General features: G+C 64.1%; 15 protein-coding genes. 14 read left to right on the forward strand and 1 reads right to left on the reverse strand.

The genetic code is table 11. The features are described 5' to 3' along the window. From ACIPY3_RS19845 to ACIPY3_RS19875, 7 genes are all read left to right on the forward strand, one after another. Entirely contained in the window at positions 1-786 is a 786-nt protein-coding gene (locus ACIPY3_RS19845; RefSeq protein WP_400336756.1) for an HpcH/HpaI aldolase/citrate lyase family protein, read from the forward strand. 299 nt (positions 787-1,085) lie between these two features. Beyond that, a complete protein-coding gene (locus tag ACIPY3_RS19850; protein WP_400336757.1) occupies positions 1,086-2,174 on the forward strand; it encodes a betaine/proline/choline family ABC transporter ATP-binding protein in 1,089 nt (362 codons plus the stop codon). Then, positions 2,164-3,060 carry an ABC transporter permease gene (locus tag ACIPY3_RS19855; RefSeq protein ID WP_400336758.1) on the forward strand — a complete coding sequence of 299 codons (897 nt, stop codon included), beginning with the start codon at positions 2,164-2,166 and terminating at the stop codon, positions 3,058-3,060. Before ACIPY3_RS19850 ends, ACIPY3_RS19855 begins: the two co-directional genes overlap by 11 nt. Before the next feature lie 29 nt (positions 3,061-3,089). Then, positions 3,090-3,980, forward strand: coding sequence for a glycine betaine ABC transporter substrate-binding protein (locus ACIPY3_RS19860; RefSeq protein WP_400336759.1), 891 nt, complete (start codon positions 3,090-3,092; stop codon positions 3,978-3,980). Between the two features lie 219 nt (positions 3,981-4,199). Next, the gene (gene dapA / locus ACIPY3_RS19865; RefSeq protein WP_400336760.1) at positions 4,200-5,102 is read left to right on the forward strand and encodes a 4-hydroxy-tetrahydrodipicolinate synthase; all 903 of its coding nucleotides are present in this window, start codon (positions 4,200-4,202) and stop codon (positions 5,100-5,102) included. A gap of 85 nt (positions 5,103-5,187) precedes the next feature. Next, positions 5,188-6,693 (forward strand): aldehyde dehydrogenase family protein, encoded by a 1,506-nt coding sequence (locus ACIPY3_RS19870; protein WP_400336761.1) that lies wholly within the window; start codon positions 5,188-5,190, stop codon positions 6,691-6,693. Positions 6,694-6,866: 173 nt separating this feature from the next. After that, positions 6,867-7,541, forward strand: a complete 675-nt coding sequence (locus tag ACIPY3_RS19875; protein WP_400336762.1) for a GntR family transcriptional regulator — start codon at positions 6,867-6,869, stop codon at positions 7,539-7,541. A gap of 29 nt (positions 7,542-7,570) precedes the next feature. On the opposite strand, the gene ACIPY3_RS19880 is transcribed toward ACIPY3_RS19875, so the two are convergent. Next, entirely contained in the window at positions 7,571-8,695 is a 1,125-nt protein-coding gene (locus ACIPY3_RS19880) for a mandelate racemase/muconate lactonizing enzyme family protein (protein ID WP_400336763.1), read from the reverse strand. Positions 8,696-8,917: 222 nt separating this feature from the next. Between ACIPY3_RS19880 and ACIPY3_RS19885 the strand changes: the two genes are divergently transcribed. From ACIPY3_RS19885 to ACIPY3_RS19915, 7 genes are all read left to right on the forward strand, one after another. Beyond that, positions 8,918-10,015, forward strand: coding sequence for an alcohol dehydrogenase family protein (locus ACIPY3_RS19885; RefSeq protein ID WP_400336764.1), 1,098 nt, complete (start codon positions 8,918-8,920; stop codon positions 10,013-10,015). 2 nt (positions 10,016-10,017) lie between these two features. Then, positions 10,018-11,127 carry a mandelate racemase/muconate lactonizing enzyme family protein gene (locus tag ACIPY3_RS19890; protein ID WP_400336765.1) on the forward strand — a complete coding sequence of 370 codons (1,110 nt, stop codon included), beginning with the start codon at positions 10,018-10,020 and terminating at the stop codon, positions 11,125-11,127. A gap of 29 nt (positions 11,128-11,156) precedes the next feature. Continuing rightward, entirely contained in the window at positions 11,157-12,269 is a 1,113-nt protein-coding gene (locus tag ACIPY3_RS19895) for an App1 family protein (protein ID WP_400336766.1), read from the forward strand. 37 nt (positions 12,270-12,306) lie between these two features. Continuing rightward, positions 12,307-12,735, forward strand: coding sequence for a hypothetical protein (locus ACIPY3_RS19900; RefSeq protein ID WP_400336767.1), 429 nt, complete (start codon positions 12,307-12,309; stop codon positions 12,733-12,735). A gap of 157 nt (positions 12,736-12,892) precedes the next feature. Then, positions 12,893-13,498, forward strand: a complete 606-nt coding sequence (locus ACIPY3_RS19905) for a TasA family protein (RefSeq protein WP_400336768.1) — start codon at positions 12,893-12,895, stop codon at positions 13,496-13,498. A 32-nt stretch (positions 13,499-13,530) separates the two neighbouring features. Beyond that, positions 13,531-13,968, forward strand: coding sequence for a hypothetical protein (locus ACIPY3_RS19910; RefSeq protein ID WP_400336769.1), 438 nt, complete (start codon positions 13,531-13,533; stop codon positions 13,966-13,968). Between the two features lie 66 nt (positions 13,969-14,034). Continuing rightward, positions 14,035-14,649 (forward strand): dihydrofolate reductase family protein, encoded by a 615-nt coding sequence (locus tag ACIPY3_RS19915; RefSeq protein ID WP_400336770.1) that lies wholly within the window; start codon positions 14,035-14,037, stop codon positions 14,647-14,649. Positions 14,650-14,655: the final 6 nt, after the last annotated feature.

Here is a 14,655-nt window from a genome sequence, read left to right on the forward strand (position 1 = left end):
ATGAAGATTCCAGGTGAAACCAGCAGGCCCAGTCCGCTGACGGCACCTACCCTCGACCTCGCCGGACGCGGCCGTCGCGGCGTGTGGGTCGATGTCCCGCATCCGGCCTCCTTGGAGCTCATTGCGGCCGAAGGTCCGGACTGGGTGTGCATCGACGGCCAGCATGGCCATCCCGATTTCCCGGACATGCTGGGCCTCATCGACGCGGCCAACGTCTTTGGCGTCCCCGCCATGGTGCGCGTGCAGGGTCATGAGTTGGGTGGCGCCGGGAGGGTGATCGACGCCGGCGCCCAGGGCCTCATTTTCCCTACGGTCGAGGACGGCGAAACGGCGGAACTGCTGGTCAGGGCCTGCCGCTTCTCACCGCGCGGCAGCCGCAGCTATGGGCCCGTGCGGCGCGCGCCGCGTTATGCAAAGGCGACGCCGGGCGTCCTCGCTGACGATCCTTTGGCCATCCTCATGGTGGAAACCCGCGCGGGTTACGAAAACCTTGACTCCATCCTGGCTGCGGGGCCGGATGCGATCTTCGTGGGCCCCTACGACCTCTCGCTCAGCCTGGGTGTCGATTTCGATTCATTCCTGGCGGGCGATCCGGACGGCGTGCTTCGCGACATTGCCAAGCGCTGCGCGGATGCCGGTGTATCCGCCGGCATCTACACCGGCTCGCCCGCCCTCTCCGAGGCGCCTATCAGTTGGGGTTACAGCTTCATGCCCATTGCCTCGGACTTCTCACTGATCTCCACGGCAGCGCGTGCCGTCCTTGAGGAGGCCTCCGTTCCTGCCTGACGCATGCTTTACGGCGGGAATCGCCGGTGCGCGTGAATTGTCGAGCCTATGCCAGCCCCGGACGCCGTTGCGAGCGAGCGTCCGGGGCTGGGGTCTATGTGCCGCAGTTCGCTGGCGGTCTAAACAATTCAGACTGAGGGTATTGACGAGTGATCAACGTCACCCTATGCTTTTGATCACTGAACAATCAAACTGTTCACTGAATGAACGCACTCCACCACCATCCGTTCGCTCCGCGATATCACCGTCGATGCCGTGAAGCGGTGGAGGGCCTCGAACCAACAGTCCCGGAGGACTGCATGACCACCATGCACGCATCGCCATTCGCATCCCTTCTCCACGAGGAACCCATGGATCCTGAACAATCCTTCATTCGAGTCGAAAACCTCACCAAGGTCTTCCAGCCCAGGAAGTCCCGGCGCATGCTCGGACTCTTGCCGGCGAAGTCCGCAACGGTGGGTTTCACCGCCGTCGACGACGTCTCCTTCGACGTCAAGCGCGGCGAGATCTTCGTGATCATGGGCCTTTCCGGCTCCGGGAAGTCCACCATCATCCGCATGGTCAACCGGCTGATCGACGCCACCGCCGGAACCATCACGGTGGACGGCAAAGCCGTCCGCTCGCTGGAACCGGCCGGGCTGCGCGATTACCGGAACCGGACCATCAACATGGTCTTCCAGCACTTCGGACTCTTCCCGCACAAGTCCTTGGTGGACAACGTGGCCTTCGGCCTTAAGGTCCGCGGCGTGGACAAAGAGGCCCGCGAAGCCAAGGCGGCCGAAGCGCTGGCCATTGTTGGACTCGGTGACCGGATCCACGCCATGCCGGACCAGCTCTCCGGCGGCATGAAGCAGCGCGTCGGCCTGGCCCGGGCGCTGGCCACCGACGCCGAGATCCTCCTGATGGACGAACCCTTCAGCGCCCTTGACCCATTGATCCGCAAGGACATGCAGGAACTGCTGATCAAGCTGCAGAGCAACTTCAAGAAGACCATCATCTTCGTCACCCATGACCTCAACGAGGCCATGTACCTGGGCGACCAGATCATGGTCATGAAGCAAGGGAAGAACATCCAACGCGGCACCGCCCTGGACCTCCTCGAAGCCCCGGCCGATCCGTACATTGAAGAGTTCGTCGCCGAAGTGGACCGCAGCCGCGTCCTGACCGCAGCCATGATTGCCCGGCGCCCGGGCGCAGGTGGCCTGCAGTCCCACGCGACCGTCCGCGTCACCGGGGACACGGTCCTGCACGAACTCCTCCCCACCCTCGCCACCGGCGCAGAACCCCTGGAAGTGGTGGACCAGGACGGTTCCGTCCTTGGCAAGATCACCGCCGAAGACGTTTTCTCAGCTCTCTCACCCAGCAAGGGGACCAGCCATGCAGCTTAATATCGGAACAGGTTTCGCGGCCGTCATCGACTGGCTGTTGGCCAACGTGGGCTGGTTCTTCGACGGAGTCTCGGCGGTAGTCCAGTTCTTGGTGGGAAACGTGGAGAACGTCCTCGTCGGGCTCCATCCCTTCCTCATCATCGCCGTCCTGGCAGCGGCCGCGGCTGGGCTGACGCGCAGCCTCGGCCTGACCGTCTACACCATCCTGGCCTTCCTGCTCATCGTCGGCATGGGCCTTTGGGTCCAGAGCATGTCCACCCTCGCGGTGGTGTTGGTCTCGGTGGTCTTCTCCCTGGCCATCGGTATCCCCTTGGGGATCTGGGCTGCGCTCAACGGAACCGTGAGCAAAGTGGTCCGGCCTGTCCTTGACCTCATGCAGGCCATGCCTGTGTTCGTCTACCTCATCCCCGCCGTGTTCTTCTTCGGCGTGGGCATGGTCCCCGGCATCGCCGCAACGATCGTCTTCGCCATCCCTCCGGCCGTCCGCTTGACCGAACTCGGCATCCGGAAGCTCGACCTTGAACTCCTCGAAGCAGCCACCGCCTTCGGCGCCAAGAAGGGCCTCATCCTCAAGGACGTCCAGCTGCCCCTGGCCTTCCCGTCCATCATGGCCGGCGTCAACCAGGTCATCATGCTGGCCTTGTCCATGGTGGTTGTCGCAGGCCTGGTCGGCGCCGGCGGGCTCGGCGGAGTCGTCGTCGAAGGCGTCGCCCAACTCGATACCGCCCGTGGCTTCGAAGGTGGACTCGCCGTCGTCATCCTCGCCATCTATCTGGACCGCGTCACCAGCGGATCCACCTCCTTCGGCGAGGTCCTCCGCAGCCGCAAGGTCCGCAAAGAACAACTCGCAGCAGCAAAGACGCCCGCTCCCGCGGTAGCCGTCTAATCCACTACAAGAATCAACGGAGATTACACGTGTTCAAGAAAATCGGGGCCTTCGCGGCCGTCGCACTGCTCGCTACCGGCGTCAGCGCCTGCTCGGGAGTCAGTACCGCCTCGTCGCAAGGCGGCGGGACTGACACCAAGACCATCACCGTCGCACTGCCTGCAGGGTATGACGACTCCGTGGCCGTCACCGGTCTCTGGACGGAACTCCTGTCTGAGCGCGGCTACAAGCTCGAAACCAAGAGCGTGGACCTGGCCGCAGGATTCTCCGGCATCGCCCGCGGAGACCTGGACGGCTACCTCAACGCCTGGCTGCCCACCACGCACGGAACCATGGTGGACAAGTACAAGGACCAGCTGAACATCCTGGACAAGCCCTTCTTCGACAACGACCGCCTGGTCCTGGTCGCTCCCAAGTCGGTTCCGGAAAACACCATCGCCGACGTTGTGGCCAACGCGGCAAAGTACGACTCCAAGATCGTGGGCATCGAGGCCGGCTCCGGCGAAATGAAGATCCTCCCGGATGTGCTGAAAAAGTACGGAGCCACGGACAAGCTCAGCATCGTTGCCGGCAGTACTCCTGCAACCCTGGCAGCGCTGAAGGATGCCACGGCGAAGAACAAGCCGATCGTTGCCACTCTGTGGACCCCGCACTGGGCGTTCTCCTCGATGGACATCAAGGTCCTCGAAGACAACCTCGAGGGCTGGCCCAAGCCGGACGGATCCTACGTGGTGCTTTCCAAGGACTTCGCCTCGAAGCATGCCGATGTGGCCAAGTGGCTGGGCAATTTCAAGATCACCGAGCAGCAGTTCTCGGACCTGATGCTCAACGTCAGCGAGGCCTCCAGTCCCACTGAGGGCGCCAAGAAGTGGCTGGAGAACGCGGACAACAAGAAGGCGGCCGACAGCTGGTTCAACTAGTCGGGCCAAGGCCGCGACCTGCCGGAAATCGGTGCGTCGCGGCCTTCCTGCGACGTTTGTTTCGCCTGTGTTTCCCGGTCGTTTAACCCTTGTCTCGGGACGGGTAAAGCCTTGTGCCGACGTCCGGGAACCGTCAATAATGAACAAAGTGTTCACTTGATGAATATTGCCTCCCCAATGCACGGTAGTGATTTTTTTTCCAGCAGACAGGACCAACCCATGGCTACACAGCTCACAGGTGTACTCACCGCGCTCGCTACTCCGTTCACGCCCGATGGTGCCGTTGATGTTCCGGCGCTCCGCCGGCTGGTGGACCGTTCCATCGACGGTGGTGTTGATGGTGTGGTGGCTTGTGGTTCCACCGGCGAGTTCGCCTCCCTCAGTGCCGGGGAACGCAGGCTCGTTGTTGAAACAGTCACCCAGCACACAGCAGGTCGGGTGCCGGTGGTTGCCCAGACGGGTGCCACCAGCACGGCCGAGGCCATCAGCAACTCCCGCCATGCCCAGGAGTGCGGCGCCGATGTGCTGATGGTGGTGGCTCCGTACTACGATCCACTTTCCCTGGGCGAGACGACCCACTATTTCCGCGCCGTGGCAGAGGCCGTGGAACTGCCGGTGATGCTCTACAACTACCCCTCGGCCACCGGGGTGAACCTGGATCCCGCCACCGTGGGCAAGCTGGCCCGCGAGGTGGAGAACATCCGCTACATCAAGGACTCCAGCGGTGACATGGGCCAGGCTACCCAGCTCATCCACCACCACAGTGACTACATCTCCACGATTGTGGGCTGGGACGCGCTGATTCTCTCCGCGCTCACCGAAGGTGCTCCGGCCGTCATGGCTGGCACGGCCAACATCCTGCCGCGGGAAATCGTGGCCGTCCAGCGGGCAGTCGCCGCCGGTGACTTCGCCACGGCCAAGGCCGAATGGGACCGGATCTACCCGCTGATCGACGCCATCCTGTCCTCGCCCTTCGTCCCGGCCGTCAAGGCCGCCCTGGAGATCCTCGGCGAGCCCATCGGCTCCCCCCGGCGCCCCACCGCCGACCTGGATGCTGCCTCCGTGAACCGCATCCAAACACTCGTGAACCAGCTGCAACCGGCACCGGCACCGGCCGGCTAAAACGCACGACGGCGGCGCCCGCCGCCGTCGTGTCCCTCACCCCCGCACCGATCACCTGACCACCACAACCTAAGGACCATCAGTCATGACCATTGACGTCACCACCAACCAGGCAACCGTGCGACGCGGCACCGGTGCCATTACGGAAGCCGGCGTGCTGCCGCCCACCACGCACTTCATCGCCGGAGCGTTCCGCGATGGACTCGGCACCGATACGCAGGCCGTCGTCGATCCGTGCAGCGAAGAAACCATCTGCCAAGTCAGCCAAGGCACCGCAGCCGACGTCGACGCCGCAGTCTCAGCAGCCCTGGAAGCCAAGGCAAGCTGGGGACGCACCCTTCCCAAGCAGCGTTCGGAAATCCTGCACGCCATCGCGGACCGGCTCGCCGAAAACGCGGACCTCCTCGCAAGGTTGGAGGCCTGGAACACCGGCAAGCCCCTCATGGTCGCCGAAGACGACATTGCCGGTTCCATCGATTCCTTCCGCTTCATGGCAGGCGCCGCCCGCGCCACCACCTCGCTCGCCGCCGGCGAATACGCCGAAGACCACCTCTCCGTGATCGTCCGCGAACCACTGGGCGTGGTGGGCGTCGTTACCCCGTGGAACTACCCCTTGTTGATGGCTGCCTGGAAGATCGCACCCATCCTGGCCGCGGGCAACACGATCGTCCTCAAGCCCTCCGAACAAACCCCGCTGACCACCCTCAAGTTCGCCGAACTCACCGCCGACCTCCTTCCCGCCGGTGTCTTCAATGTCGTCACCGGCCTTGGCCCAGAGGTGGGCGGCCGCTTGTCCGAACACCCCAACGTGGACATGATCGCGCTCACCGGCTCGGTGAACAGCGGCAAGGCCGTGGCCCGCAACGCCGCCGAAACCGTCAAGCGCGTCCACCTCGAACTCGGTGGCAAAGCACCAGTGGTCATCTTCGAAGACGCTGACCTGGCCGCCGCGGCCGAATCCCTCCGCGCAGCAGGCTACTGGAACTCCGGCCAGGAATGCGGTGCCGGCTGCCGCGTGCTGGTCCACGAATCCGTCGCCGAGAAGTTCACCGGGTTGCTGGTCGACCAAGTGCAGACCCTGGTAGTCGGCGAACCCACCGCCGGCGACGACGTGGAGATCGGCCCCCTGATCTCCAAGGCACACTACGACCGCGTCCTGGCACACCTCGAGCGGGCCAAGGCCGACGGCGCGGAAGCTGCCCTCGGCGGCGGCGCCATGGAAGGCCCCGGCTACTTCGTAGTGCCCACCGTCCTGGCCAACGTCCCCGAAGGCTCCGCCTGCACCCTGGAGGAAATTTTCGGTCCCGTGATCACCGTTGAAACCTTCTCCACGGAAGAAGAAGCCATCACCCGCGCCAACGCCGTTCCGTATGGATTGGCCGCTTCCGCCTGGACCCTCAACCCGCAGCGCGGCCACGACGTCGCATCCCGCCTGGACGCCGGAACCGTGTGGGTCAACTCCCACCTGGTCCTCGCCAACGAAATGCCCTGGGCCGGTTTCAAGAGCTCCGGCTACGGACGCGACCTCTCCGCCTACGCCCTGGACGACTACTCCCGCACCAAGCACGTCATGCACAACAAGACGCGCTAGAAACGCCAACAGGCGCCCGTCTGGGGAACACCCAGCCGGGCGCCGTCTTGTCGGACGCCAGCCTGCCGCCGGAGAGTCGACGGCACGCCAACCTTTCCCAACCGCGTGAACGGTAAACCGATGACCGTTCCGGTAGGCTGATGTGGCTCATTCAGGAGGAAGGATCGCAGGCGATGGCCAGGCAGGTAGAGCGTCCAGCAGCGCTGGGACAGCAAGTGGTGACCTCATTGCGCGCGGACATCCTGTCCGGTGAGCTCGAACCAGGGGACGCCTTGGTGGAAGCAACGATCGGTGAGGCGTTCGGGGTCAGCCGGGGTCCTGTCAGGGATGCTTTGCGGACCTTGGCCGGGGAGGGCCTCATCGCGGCTTCCGGCAGGAGCTACCGGGTGGTGGGCCTGGACGAGAAGGACATCCGCGATCTCTTTTCGCTTCGGGAACTCCTGGAGGTTTCCGCGGCGCAACAGTGCGCAAAAGCAGACCCGGAAGGTCTGAGGGCTGCTGCCGAAGCTGCCCTGGACGCCATGCGGAAAGCGGCCGAGTCGGCTGATTCCGATGCCTTCGCACAGGCCGATGTTAGCTTCCACTCGGCTTTCTTTGCTTTCTGCGGCAACCGGCGCCTGCTGGCAGTGTGGGAGCAGCAAGTGCCCACCTTCACGGAGCTTTTCCGCCTGACCACGGCTTTGGACCACCCTCTGCTGAGCACGGTGGAGTCACACCGGGCGGTACTGGACATTATCGACGGAGGCGACCCCGACGCCATCGCGGCCGGTGTCCGGGAACTCATCGTCGGCGGTGACGAACAGATCATTGCCACGCAGAAGGCGCTCCGGGAAGAACGGGGCGCCTGAGCCGGCACCGCGGGCCGATGCGTTGCATGCTAGTCGCCCCAGACCGCCACGGGTTGACCCAGCACCTCTTCGTGGACGGTAATCCCCAGGCCTGGCGCTTCCGGGGGAAGGATTCCGCCGTCCCGCTGGATGAAGTTGAACTCCGCGGTCTTGAGCGTGACCATGTCGTCGCAATTGAGCACGCAACGGAGCAGCTTTTCGGGTACGGTCGCGCCCAGTTGGGCGATGCCGGCGAAGGCGATGGCTGAACCCACCGTGTCCTGCACGCTGACGGTCATCCCGGCGGCGCGGGCAATGTCGCGCTGGCGGCGGCCGGGCGTCAATCCGCCTGCTTTGGAGATCTTCAAGCCAATGCCGTCCGCGACGTCGTTGGCGATTGCCCAGGCCAGGTCGTTGTCCTGCTGGGCCAGTTCGTCAAGGATGATCGGGTAGGGGCAGCGCTGGCGCAGGGACATGGTTTCGCGCCACGTGGCACAGGGCGCTTCGATCACGAAATCCAGGCCGGCGGGCAGCAACGCCAGCATGCGCAGGGCGCTTTCCGGCGTCATGCCTCCGTTGGCGTCCACCAAAAAGAACTCGCCCGGTTGCCTGTCCGCCAGGCACGCGGTGATGCGTGCGGCGTCGATGGCCGGTCCGCCTTCGCTGTCCGGAGTACCGATCTTGATGGAATGGCCAAGGTAGCCCCTGGCCCTGTGGTCGGCAACCCTTGCCCGCATCTCTTCGGGTTCGCCCACGTGGATCGAGGAAATCATGACCATGGGAGTGCCGGTTCCACCTCCCAGCAATTCGTACACGGGCAACCCTGTGGATTTGCCGAAGATGTCCCAGCAGGCGATGTCCAGGGGAGTCTTCGCGTGGTTGTGCCCCACGAGCGTGGCGTCCATCAAGTCGTAGTTCCGGTCTACCCGGCGCGGGTCCCGGCCCAGGAGTGCTGGAGCCAGTTCGGCGATGCCCGCCCTGGTCCCGAGTGCATGGGCGGCGATGTAGGTGGAACCGAAGGGTGTGCTTTCGCCCCAGCCGACCGTCCCGTCGTCGGCGGTGATCTTGACGATCGACGCGTCGAAGGACTGGTAGGTCCTTCCGCCCGAGAGGTTGTACGTGCCTCCCGAGTAAGGCAGGTCAATCTGGAAGAGCTCAATGCGTTCGATTTTCATGAGGGTGTCCTGTTCAGAGGCAAGCGTGGTCTGCGGCCGCGTAAGTAGGGGTTGGCATCGTTCAATGGCTGAACGTGATGTTCAACATAGTTACCCACGTGAGCAATTGTCAACGGTAAACCGAAGCATTGTCATAGCGAGCTGTGTGTGAATAAAATGACCAAACCATCCATCTAGTGGATGACTTTCCATCCTGACCAAATCTTTCGAAAGGGATCGATGATGACCCTGCCAACAACAATGACCGCCGTTCTGCTGACCGGGCACGGGGGCCCCGAAAAACTTGAGTACCGCACCGACGTTTCTGTCCCTTCGCCGCGAGCCGATGAGGTTTTGATCCAGGTGGAGGCCGCCGGCATCAACAACACGGATATCAACACGCGCATCGGCTGGTACTCGAAAGCGGTCACCGGCGATACGAACTCGACGGCGACCGGGTCCGCCGGCAGCGCCGACGAGGACGACGCATCGTGGTCCGGTGTACCCCTGACGTTCCCGCGCATCCAGGGCGGCGACGTCTACGGCAAGGTCGTGGCAGTCGGACACGGCGTGGACGCGGCCCGGCTCGGGGACCGGGTCATTGTCCGCAACTTGATGCGCCATTACGTGGACCGCCGCCCGTTCGAATGCTGGACCTACGGCAGTGACTGCGACGGCGGGTTCGCCCAGTTCGCCGTGGCACCCTCGTCCGAGGCCTACACGGTCGAATCCGAGCTCTCCCCTGTGGAGCTCGGCGCCATTTCGATCGCCTACTCCACGGCTGAGGGCATGCTTCACAGGTCCCGCCTCAAGGCAGAAAAGGTGGTCATCACGGGTGCTTCCGGTGGCGTTGGCCTGGCAGCGGTCCAGCTTGCCAAGCTCCGTGGCGCCGAGGTCATCGCGATCTGCTCGCCCAGCAAGGCCGACGTGGTGCGCGAGGCGGGCGCCGACCAGGTGATCGACCGCGGCAAGGACCTGCTCGAGGCCCTCGGGGCGCGGTCCGTCGACGTGGTGGTGGACGTGGTCGGAGGAGATGGTGTATCAGGGCTGCTCGCCTTGCTGCGCCGCGGTGGCCGGTACGCCATCGCCGGGGCCATCGGCGGTCCCCTCGCTGAAGTGGACCTGCGGACCATCTACCTCAATGACCTTTCCCTGTTTGGCTGCACCTTCCAGGAGGATGAGGTCTTCGAGAACCTGGTGCGCTACATCAACCAAGGCCGCATCCGGCCGCTGGTTTCCCGGACCTATCCCCTTAGCGATATCCACCGCGCACAGGAGGATTTCATCTCCAAGAAATTCGCTGGGAAGCTCGTCCTGGTCCCGCCGGCCGTGGAGTCGTGACCGTGAAAATCACAGAAATAGCGATCTACGCGCACGATCTTCCCGTCAACAACGGACCGTACCGGATGTCCCACGGCGAGATCTTCTCGCTCGACACCACCCTGGTTCGCCTCACCACGGATACCGGCCTGGTGGGTTGGGGCGAGGCCTGTCCTGTTGGACCCGTCTACGAACAGCACCATGCAGCAGGCAACCGCGCCGCCCTGTCCGAGATGGCCCAGGGCCTCATCGGTCAGGATCCAACGAACATCGTCTTGCTTCACCGTCGCATGGACCAGTTGTTGTACGGCCACCGCTACGCGAAGGCAGCCATCGACATCGCGGCCCATGACGTTACCGGGAAGCACTACGGCGTTCGGGTTGCCGAGCTGCTGGGTGGCGTGGAAACGGAACGGATCCCGTCCTACTACGCCCTCGCGGTCGACGAACCAGACGTTGTCGCCGAACGCGCCGCCGAAAAGGCTGCGGGGGGCTATCCAAGGTTGCAGTTGAAGGTCGGTGGGCGGCCCATCGAACTGGACATCGACACCATCCGCAAGGTCTGGGAGCGGGTGGGGAAGAGCGGCGTCCGCTTGGCGGTGGACGCGAACCGTGGACTCACTACGCGTGATGCCTTGCGGCTCAGTCGTGAATGCCAGGACATCCCCTTCATCATCGAGCAGCCCTGCAACACCTTGGAAGAAGTCCGCTCGGTGCGCGATCGCGTGAACCATGCCATCTACCTCGATGAACTCACCACGGACCTGACCAAGGCGGTCACTGCGGTTGCCACGGGTGGTTGCGATGGATTCGGCCTGAAGGTCACACGCTTCGGCGGGCTGCACCCCGCCTCGGTCCTCCGGGATGTCTGCGATGCCTACTCGACACCGCACACATCAGACGATTCCTGGGGCGGCGACATCATCGCAGCGGCCTGCGCACACCTGGGGGCAACCATCCGACCCGAACTCAACGAGGGCGTCTGGATTGCGCAACCGTACATCGAAGGCCACTACGACCCCCGGGGCGGCATCACGGTGGAGGGCGGCCACATCGACCTTCCGCAAGGTCCGGGGCTCGGCATCGAGCCTGACGAAGCCCTCTTCGGCGAACCATTTGCCGTGTTCAGCTAGCGCCCCTCCAGCCGTGCCAGACTGGACCCATGCGTTCACGTTCCCAGACACCGCGCACACCGTCCCGGACCGCCGGAGCCGGCCACCCGCCGTCGTACGCCACCTCGGGCCGGCGGCACTTGGCTGCAAGGATCGACGACGCGTGGCTGAGGTTCCAGAACAAGCTCGCCATCCGCCGCGGCCACGTGGTCACGGTGATTCCGCATACCGGCTACGGGTCAACGTCCTGGGTCCGGGTGCTGGCGCGTGTGGTCCGCAGCGATCCCCGCTATGCCGGCAACGGATCGGTAGACGGCAAGCGGAAGCCGCTCACGGAAGGCCTGCGCGGGTGGCGCAACTTCACCAGCGCCCCGGTGGCCCATGCCGCCGTCCGCATCACCGTTGACGGGGTGGAGTACGACGTCGAGGCGGACCGCGGCGGGGTGGTGGACGCCAGGATTCCGGCCGGCTTTGCACCCGGCTGGCACACGGTGACCTTGCAGGCGGGGGCCTCCGCAGTGGTTGAGGCGCCCGTCCAGGTGGTTCCGGACGACGCGGATTTCGGCCTTGTCTCCGACATTGACGACACCGTGATGGTCACGGCGCTGCCGCGCCCTTTCCTGGCGGCGTGGAATACGTTCGTCCTCAATGAGCATGCCCGCACCCCGACTCCGGGCATGGCCGTGCTGTATGAGCGGATTACGCGGAACGCCCCCGAGGCACCCGTTCTTTACTTGTCCACCGGTGCATGGAACGTGGCTCCCGCGATCTCGAGGTTCCTCTCCCGCAACCTTTACCCGGCAGGGCCCAAGCTCCTCACTGACTGGGGTCCCACCACGGATCGTTGGTTCCGGAGCGGGAAAGAGCACAAGCACGGCAGCTTGGAACGCCTCGCTGAAGAGTTCCCGGGCATCAAATGGCTGCTGGTGGGGGATGACGGGCAGCACGATGTTGCCATCTACTCCGAGTTTGCCCAACGGCACCCGGAGAACGTGAAGGCGATCGCCATCCGTCAACTCTCGGCAGGCGAGGCGGTGCTTGCCGGCGGCCGCTCGTCCGACGCCCAGCCAACTCCCGGAGTTCCCTGGATTTATGCTCCCGACGGCGCCGGCATGGCGGCGCGGCTGGAGCAATTAGGCATCATTGGGCCCTCGCTGCGGTAGAATTTAGTAAGGATGCTTACTTATGCGAGGTGCAGCCATGGCAAAGGATTCAACTCCATCGGGCGAAATGTCCGTGCCTCAGGGGGAGCGGATGTGGTGCTCAACGTGCGGCTCGGACGAGCACTTGGTGCTCCACTCGATTGAGTCCGTCCGGGCCCACACGGTAGGGCTGCTGGTGGCGGTGTCCTACAGCTGTGCGGACTGCGGCTCAGTCCTCTCCCACTTCACCCCCTTCCGCGAGGTCGCCGCGAAGCTCAACACCAAGGCAAACCTCGAGGGGCTCATCCTCTTCGGCGACAGCTACCTCCATTGCGGTGAGCCCATGACCAGGGTGCCCATCGAAGTCAGGCGCAGCGTCACCGCGAAACCAGTGCCCGGGGAGGAGCTGGTCCTCCTTGATGTGCGGTTGGGAACCAAGGTGCTGCAGTGTTTGGGCTGCGGTTTCAGGTTGGAGTTGCCTGCTTGAGGAAGTCTTGAGGTTTTCCTGACGCGGTGCTGTGGGTTTGCAGCGTTCTGTCTTGAGGTGGGGCCGTCAAAGTATTTCTTGTCAGCCAGTAAGGCTGGAAACAAGGAAACGGCCGTCCGGGGAAACGGTGGCCACTTTGAAAAGGACACTGATTCACATGGCCATCAGCCTCAAGACCACCTCCGGCAAGATCCTCGCCTCCGTCGCCCTGGTCGGCACCGCAGCCGCTGTCGCCGGGATGGGCACCTACGGTGCGTTCACTTCCTCCACCTCCGCGTCCCAGGCCGTGACTGCCGGGACCGTGACCATCGCCCTGGGCACCGGGGCATCGAACACCCTGAACGTCCCGGTCGCGGGCCTGCTGCCCGGTGACAAGGTCGAAAAACTCGTCACCCTGGCCAACACCGGCAACTCGGACCTGAACAACGTCACCCTGACCACCTCCGCCGGCGCCACCGGATCCCTGCTGACCACCGACACGACCAATGGTTTGCAGCTGACCATCGAGAACTGCTCCGTGCCGTGGACCGGGTCCGCTGCCCCGTACACCTGCGGCGGGACCAAGACCACCGTGCTGGCCTCGGCCCCGGTGATCGGCGCGAACAAGGTCCTGAACAACCTGACCTCCCTGACCTCGGCCAAGACCGACAACCTCAAAGTCACCACCGCGTTCCCCACCACCGCGGACAACACCTTCCAAGGCGCCACCTCCACCATCGCCTTCTCCTTCACCGGCACCCAACGCACCGAAACCGTCAAGTAACCACCCCGCCACGCCACGCGAAAGGACCAGTCGTGAAAAGCCGCTTCAACTTCCTGCGCAGCGTAGCTGTGGCCGTGGTTGTGGCGGCTGGCGTGTTTTCGGGTACGACGGCGGCCAGCGCGGCTTTCCGCGACAGCGAACTGGCTTCTCCGCAGTTTTCGGCAGCGAGCCTGGCCGCACCCGCTGCCGCCAATGTCTCCATGAGCTGCCAGTTCGGCATCAGGGCCACCGTGACCGTCAATTCGTTCAGCGCGGTGGCAAATGCCAACTACCACGAGGTCAAGATCTTCGACCGCTCCGGAAACCTCGAATTCACCGGCGACCTCAGCAAAGCTGCCGGCAAGACGTACACCTCCGGCTACGAGGTCATCGGCACGTGGTCCTACGAGATCCGCGGCTATTACAAGGTTCCCGGCACCTCCAACGCCTGGACCGGCAAAGTCCTCAAGGGCAACCTCACCTGCGCATAGGGGCTCTGTTCATGAACCCGTCATCATGGCAGGCTGGAGCAAAACCACCTCCTGAGGAGCGCTCACATGGGAATGCTGTCCGTTGATCTGTTCATCACCCTTGATGGCGTGTACCAGGCGCCCGGCGGGCCGGACGAGGATCCTTCGGGCGGTTTCGAGTTTGGTGGCTGGCAGGCTGCCTACTCGGACCAAGGGACCGGTGCTGTAATCATGGCCGGCATCGATCGCATGGACGCCCTGCTGCTGGGTCGGCGGACCTATGACATCTTTGCGGGGTATTGGCCCAGCCAGGACGCCGGCGATCCAATTGCCGGCAAGTTCAACGCCATGCCGAAGTTTGTTGTTTCACGTTCCCTGACTGACCCGTCCTGGCAGGGCACCACCGCACTCCCTGACGTATCAGAGGTGGGCCAACTGAAGGACCGCTTCGAAGACATCCATGTGGTGGGCAGCGGGGACCTGACCCGCTCCTTGCTCAATGCCGACCTTGTTGACCGGCTGAACCTCTACGTCTACCCGCTCACCTTCGGCAAAGGGAAGAAGCTGTGGACCGAAGGCACAGGTATTCCCGCGGCCTTCCGGCTGGTTGGACAGCCGCAGGCTTTCCCCAAGGGAGCCCTCTGCTTGGTGTACGAACGCGCCGGTGATCCCGTGACCGGAATCGATATCGGCCAGCAGTAGCGGCGG

The sequence above is a fragment of the Paenarthrobacter sp. NPDC089714 genome (genome assembly GCF_044748905.1).
Taxonomy (GTDB): Bacteria; Actinomycetota; Actinomycetes; order Actinomycetales; family Micrococcaceae; genus Arthrobacter.

Excerpts from the sequence above, each read along its gene's own strand:
- ACIPY3_RS19875 (WP_400336762.1), top strand. The coding sequence starts at position 6,867 with ATGGCCAGGCAGGTAGAGCGTCCAGCAGCGCTGGGACAGCAAGTGGTG.
- ACIPY3_RS19900 (WP_400336767.1), top strand. The coding sequence starts at position 12,307 with ATGGCAAAGGATTCAACTCCATCGGGCGAAATGTCCGTGCCTCAGGGG.
- ACIPY3_RS19880 (WP_400336763.1), bottom strand. The coding sequence starts at position 8,695 with ATGAAAATCGAACGCATTGAGCTCTTCCAGATTGACCTGCCTTACTCG.
- ACIPY3_RS19895 (WP_400336766.1), top strand. The coding sequence starts at position 11,157 with ATGCGTTCACGTTCCCAGACACCGCGCACACCGTCCCGGACCGCCGGA.
- dapA (WP_400336760.1), top strand. The coding sequence starts at position 4,200 with ATGGCTACACAGCTCACAGGTGTACTCACCGCGCTCGCTACTCCGTTC.
- ACIPY3_RS19845 (WP_400336756.1), top strand. The coding sequence starts at position 1 with ATGAAGATTCCAGGTGAAACCAGCAGGCCCAGTCCGCTGACGGCACCT.
- ACIPY3_RS19885 (WP_400336764.1), top strand. The coding sequence starts at position 8,918 with ATGACCCTGCCAACAACAATGACCGCCGTTCTGCTGACCGGGCACGGG.
- ACIPY3_RS19870 (WP_400336761.1), top strand. The coding sequence starts at position 5,188 with ATGACCATTGACGTCACCACCAACCAGGCAACCGTGCGACGCGGCACC.
- ACIPY3_RS19855 (WP_400336758.1), top strand. The coding sequence starts at position 2,164 with ATGCAGCTTAATATCGGAACAGGTTTCGCGGCCGTCATCGACTGGCTG.
- ACIPY3_RS19850 (WP_400336757.1), top strand. The coding sequence starts at position 1,086 with ATGACCACCATGCACGCATCGCCATTCGCATCCCTTCTCCACGAGGAA.
- ACIPY3_RS19905 (WP_400336768.1), top strand. The coding sequence starts at position 12,893 with ATGGCCATCAGCCTCAAGACCACCTCCGGCAAGATCCTCGCCTCCGTC.
- ACIPY3_RS19915 (WP_400336770.1), top strand. The coding sequence starts at position 14,035 with ATGGGAATGCTGTCCGTTGATCTGTTCATCACCCTTGATGGCGTGTAC.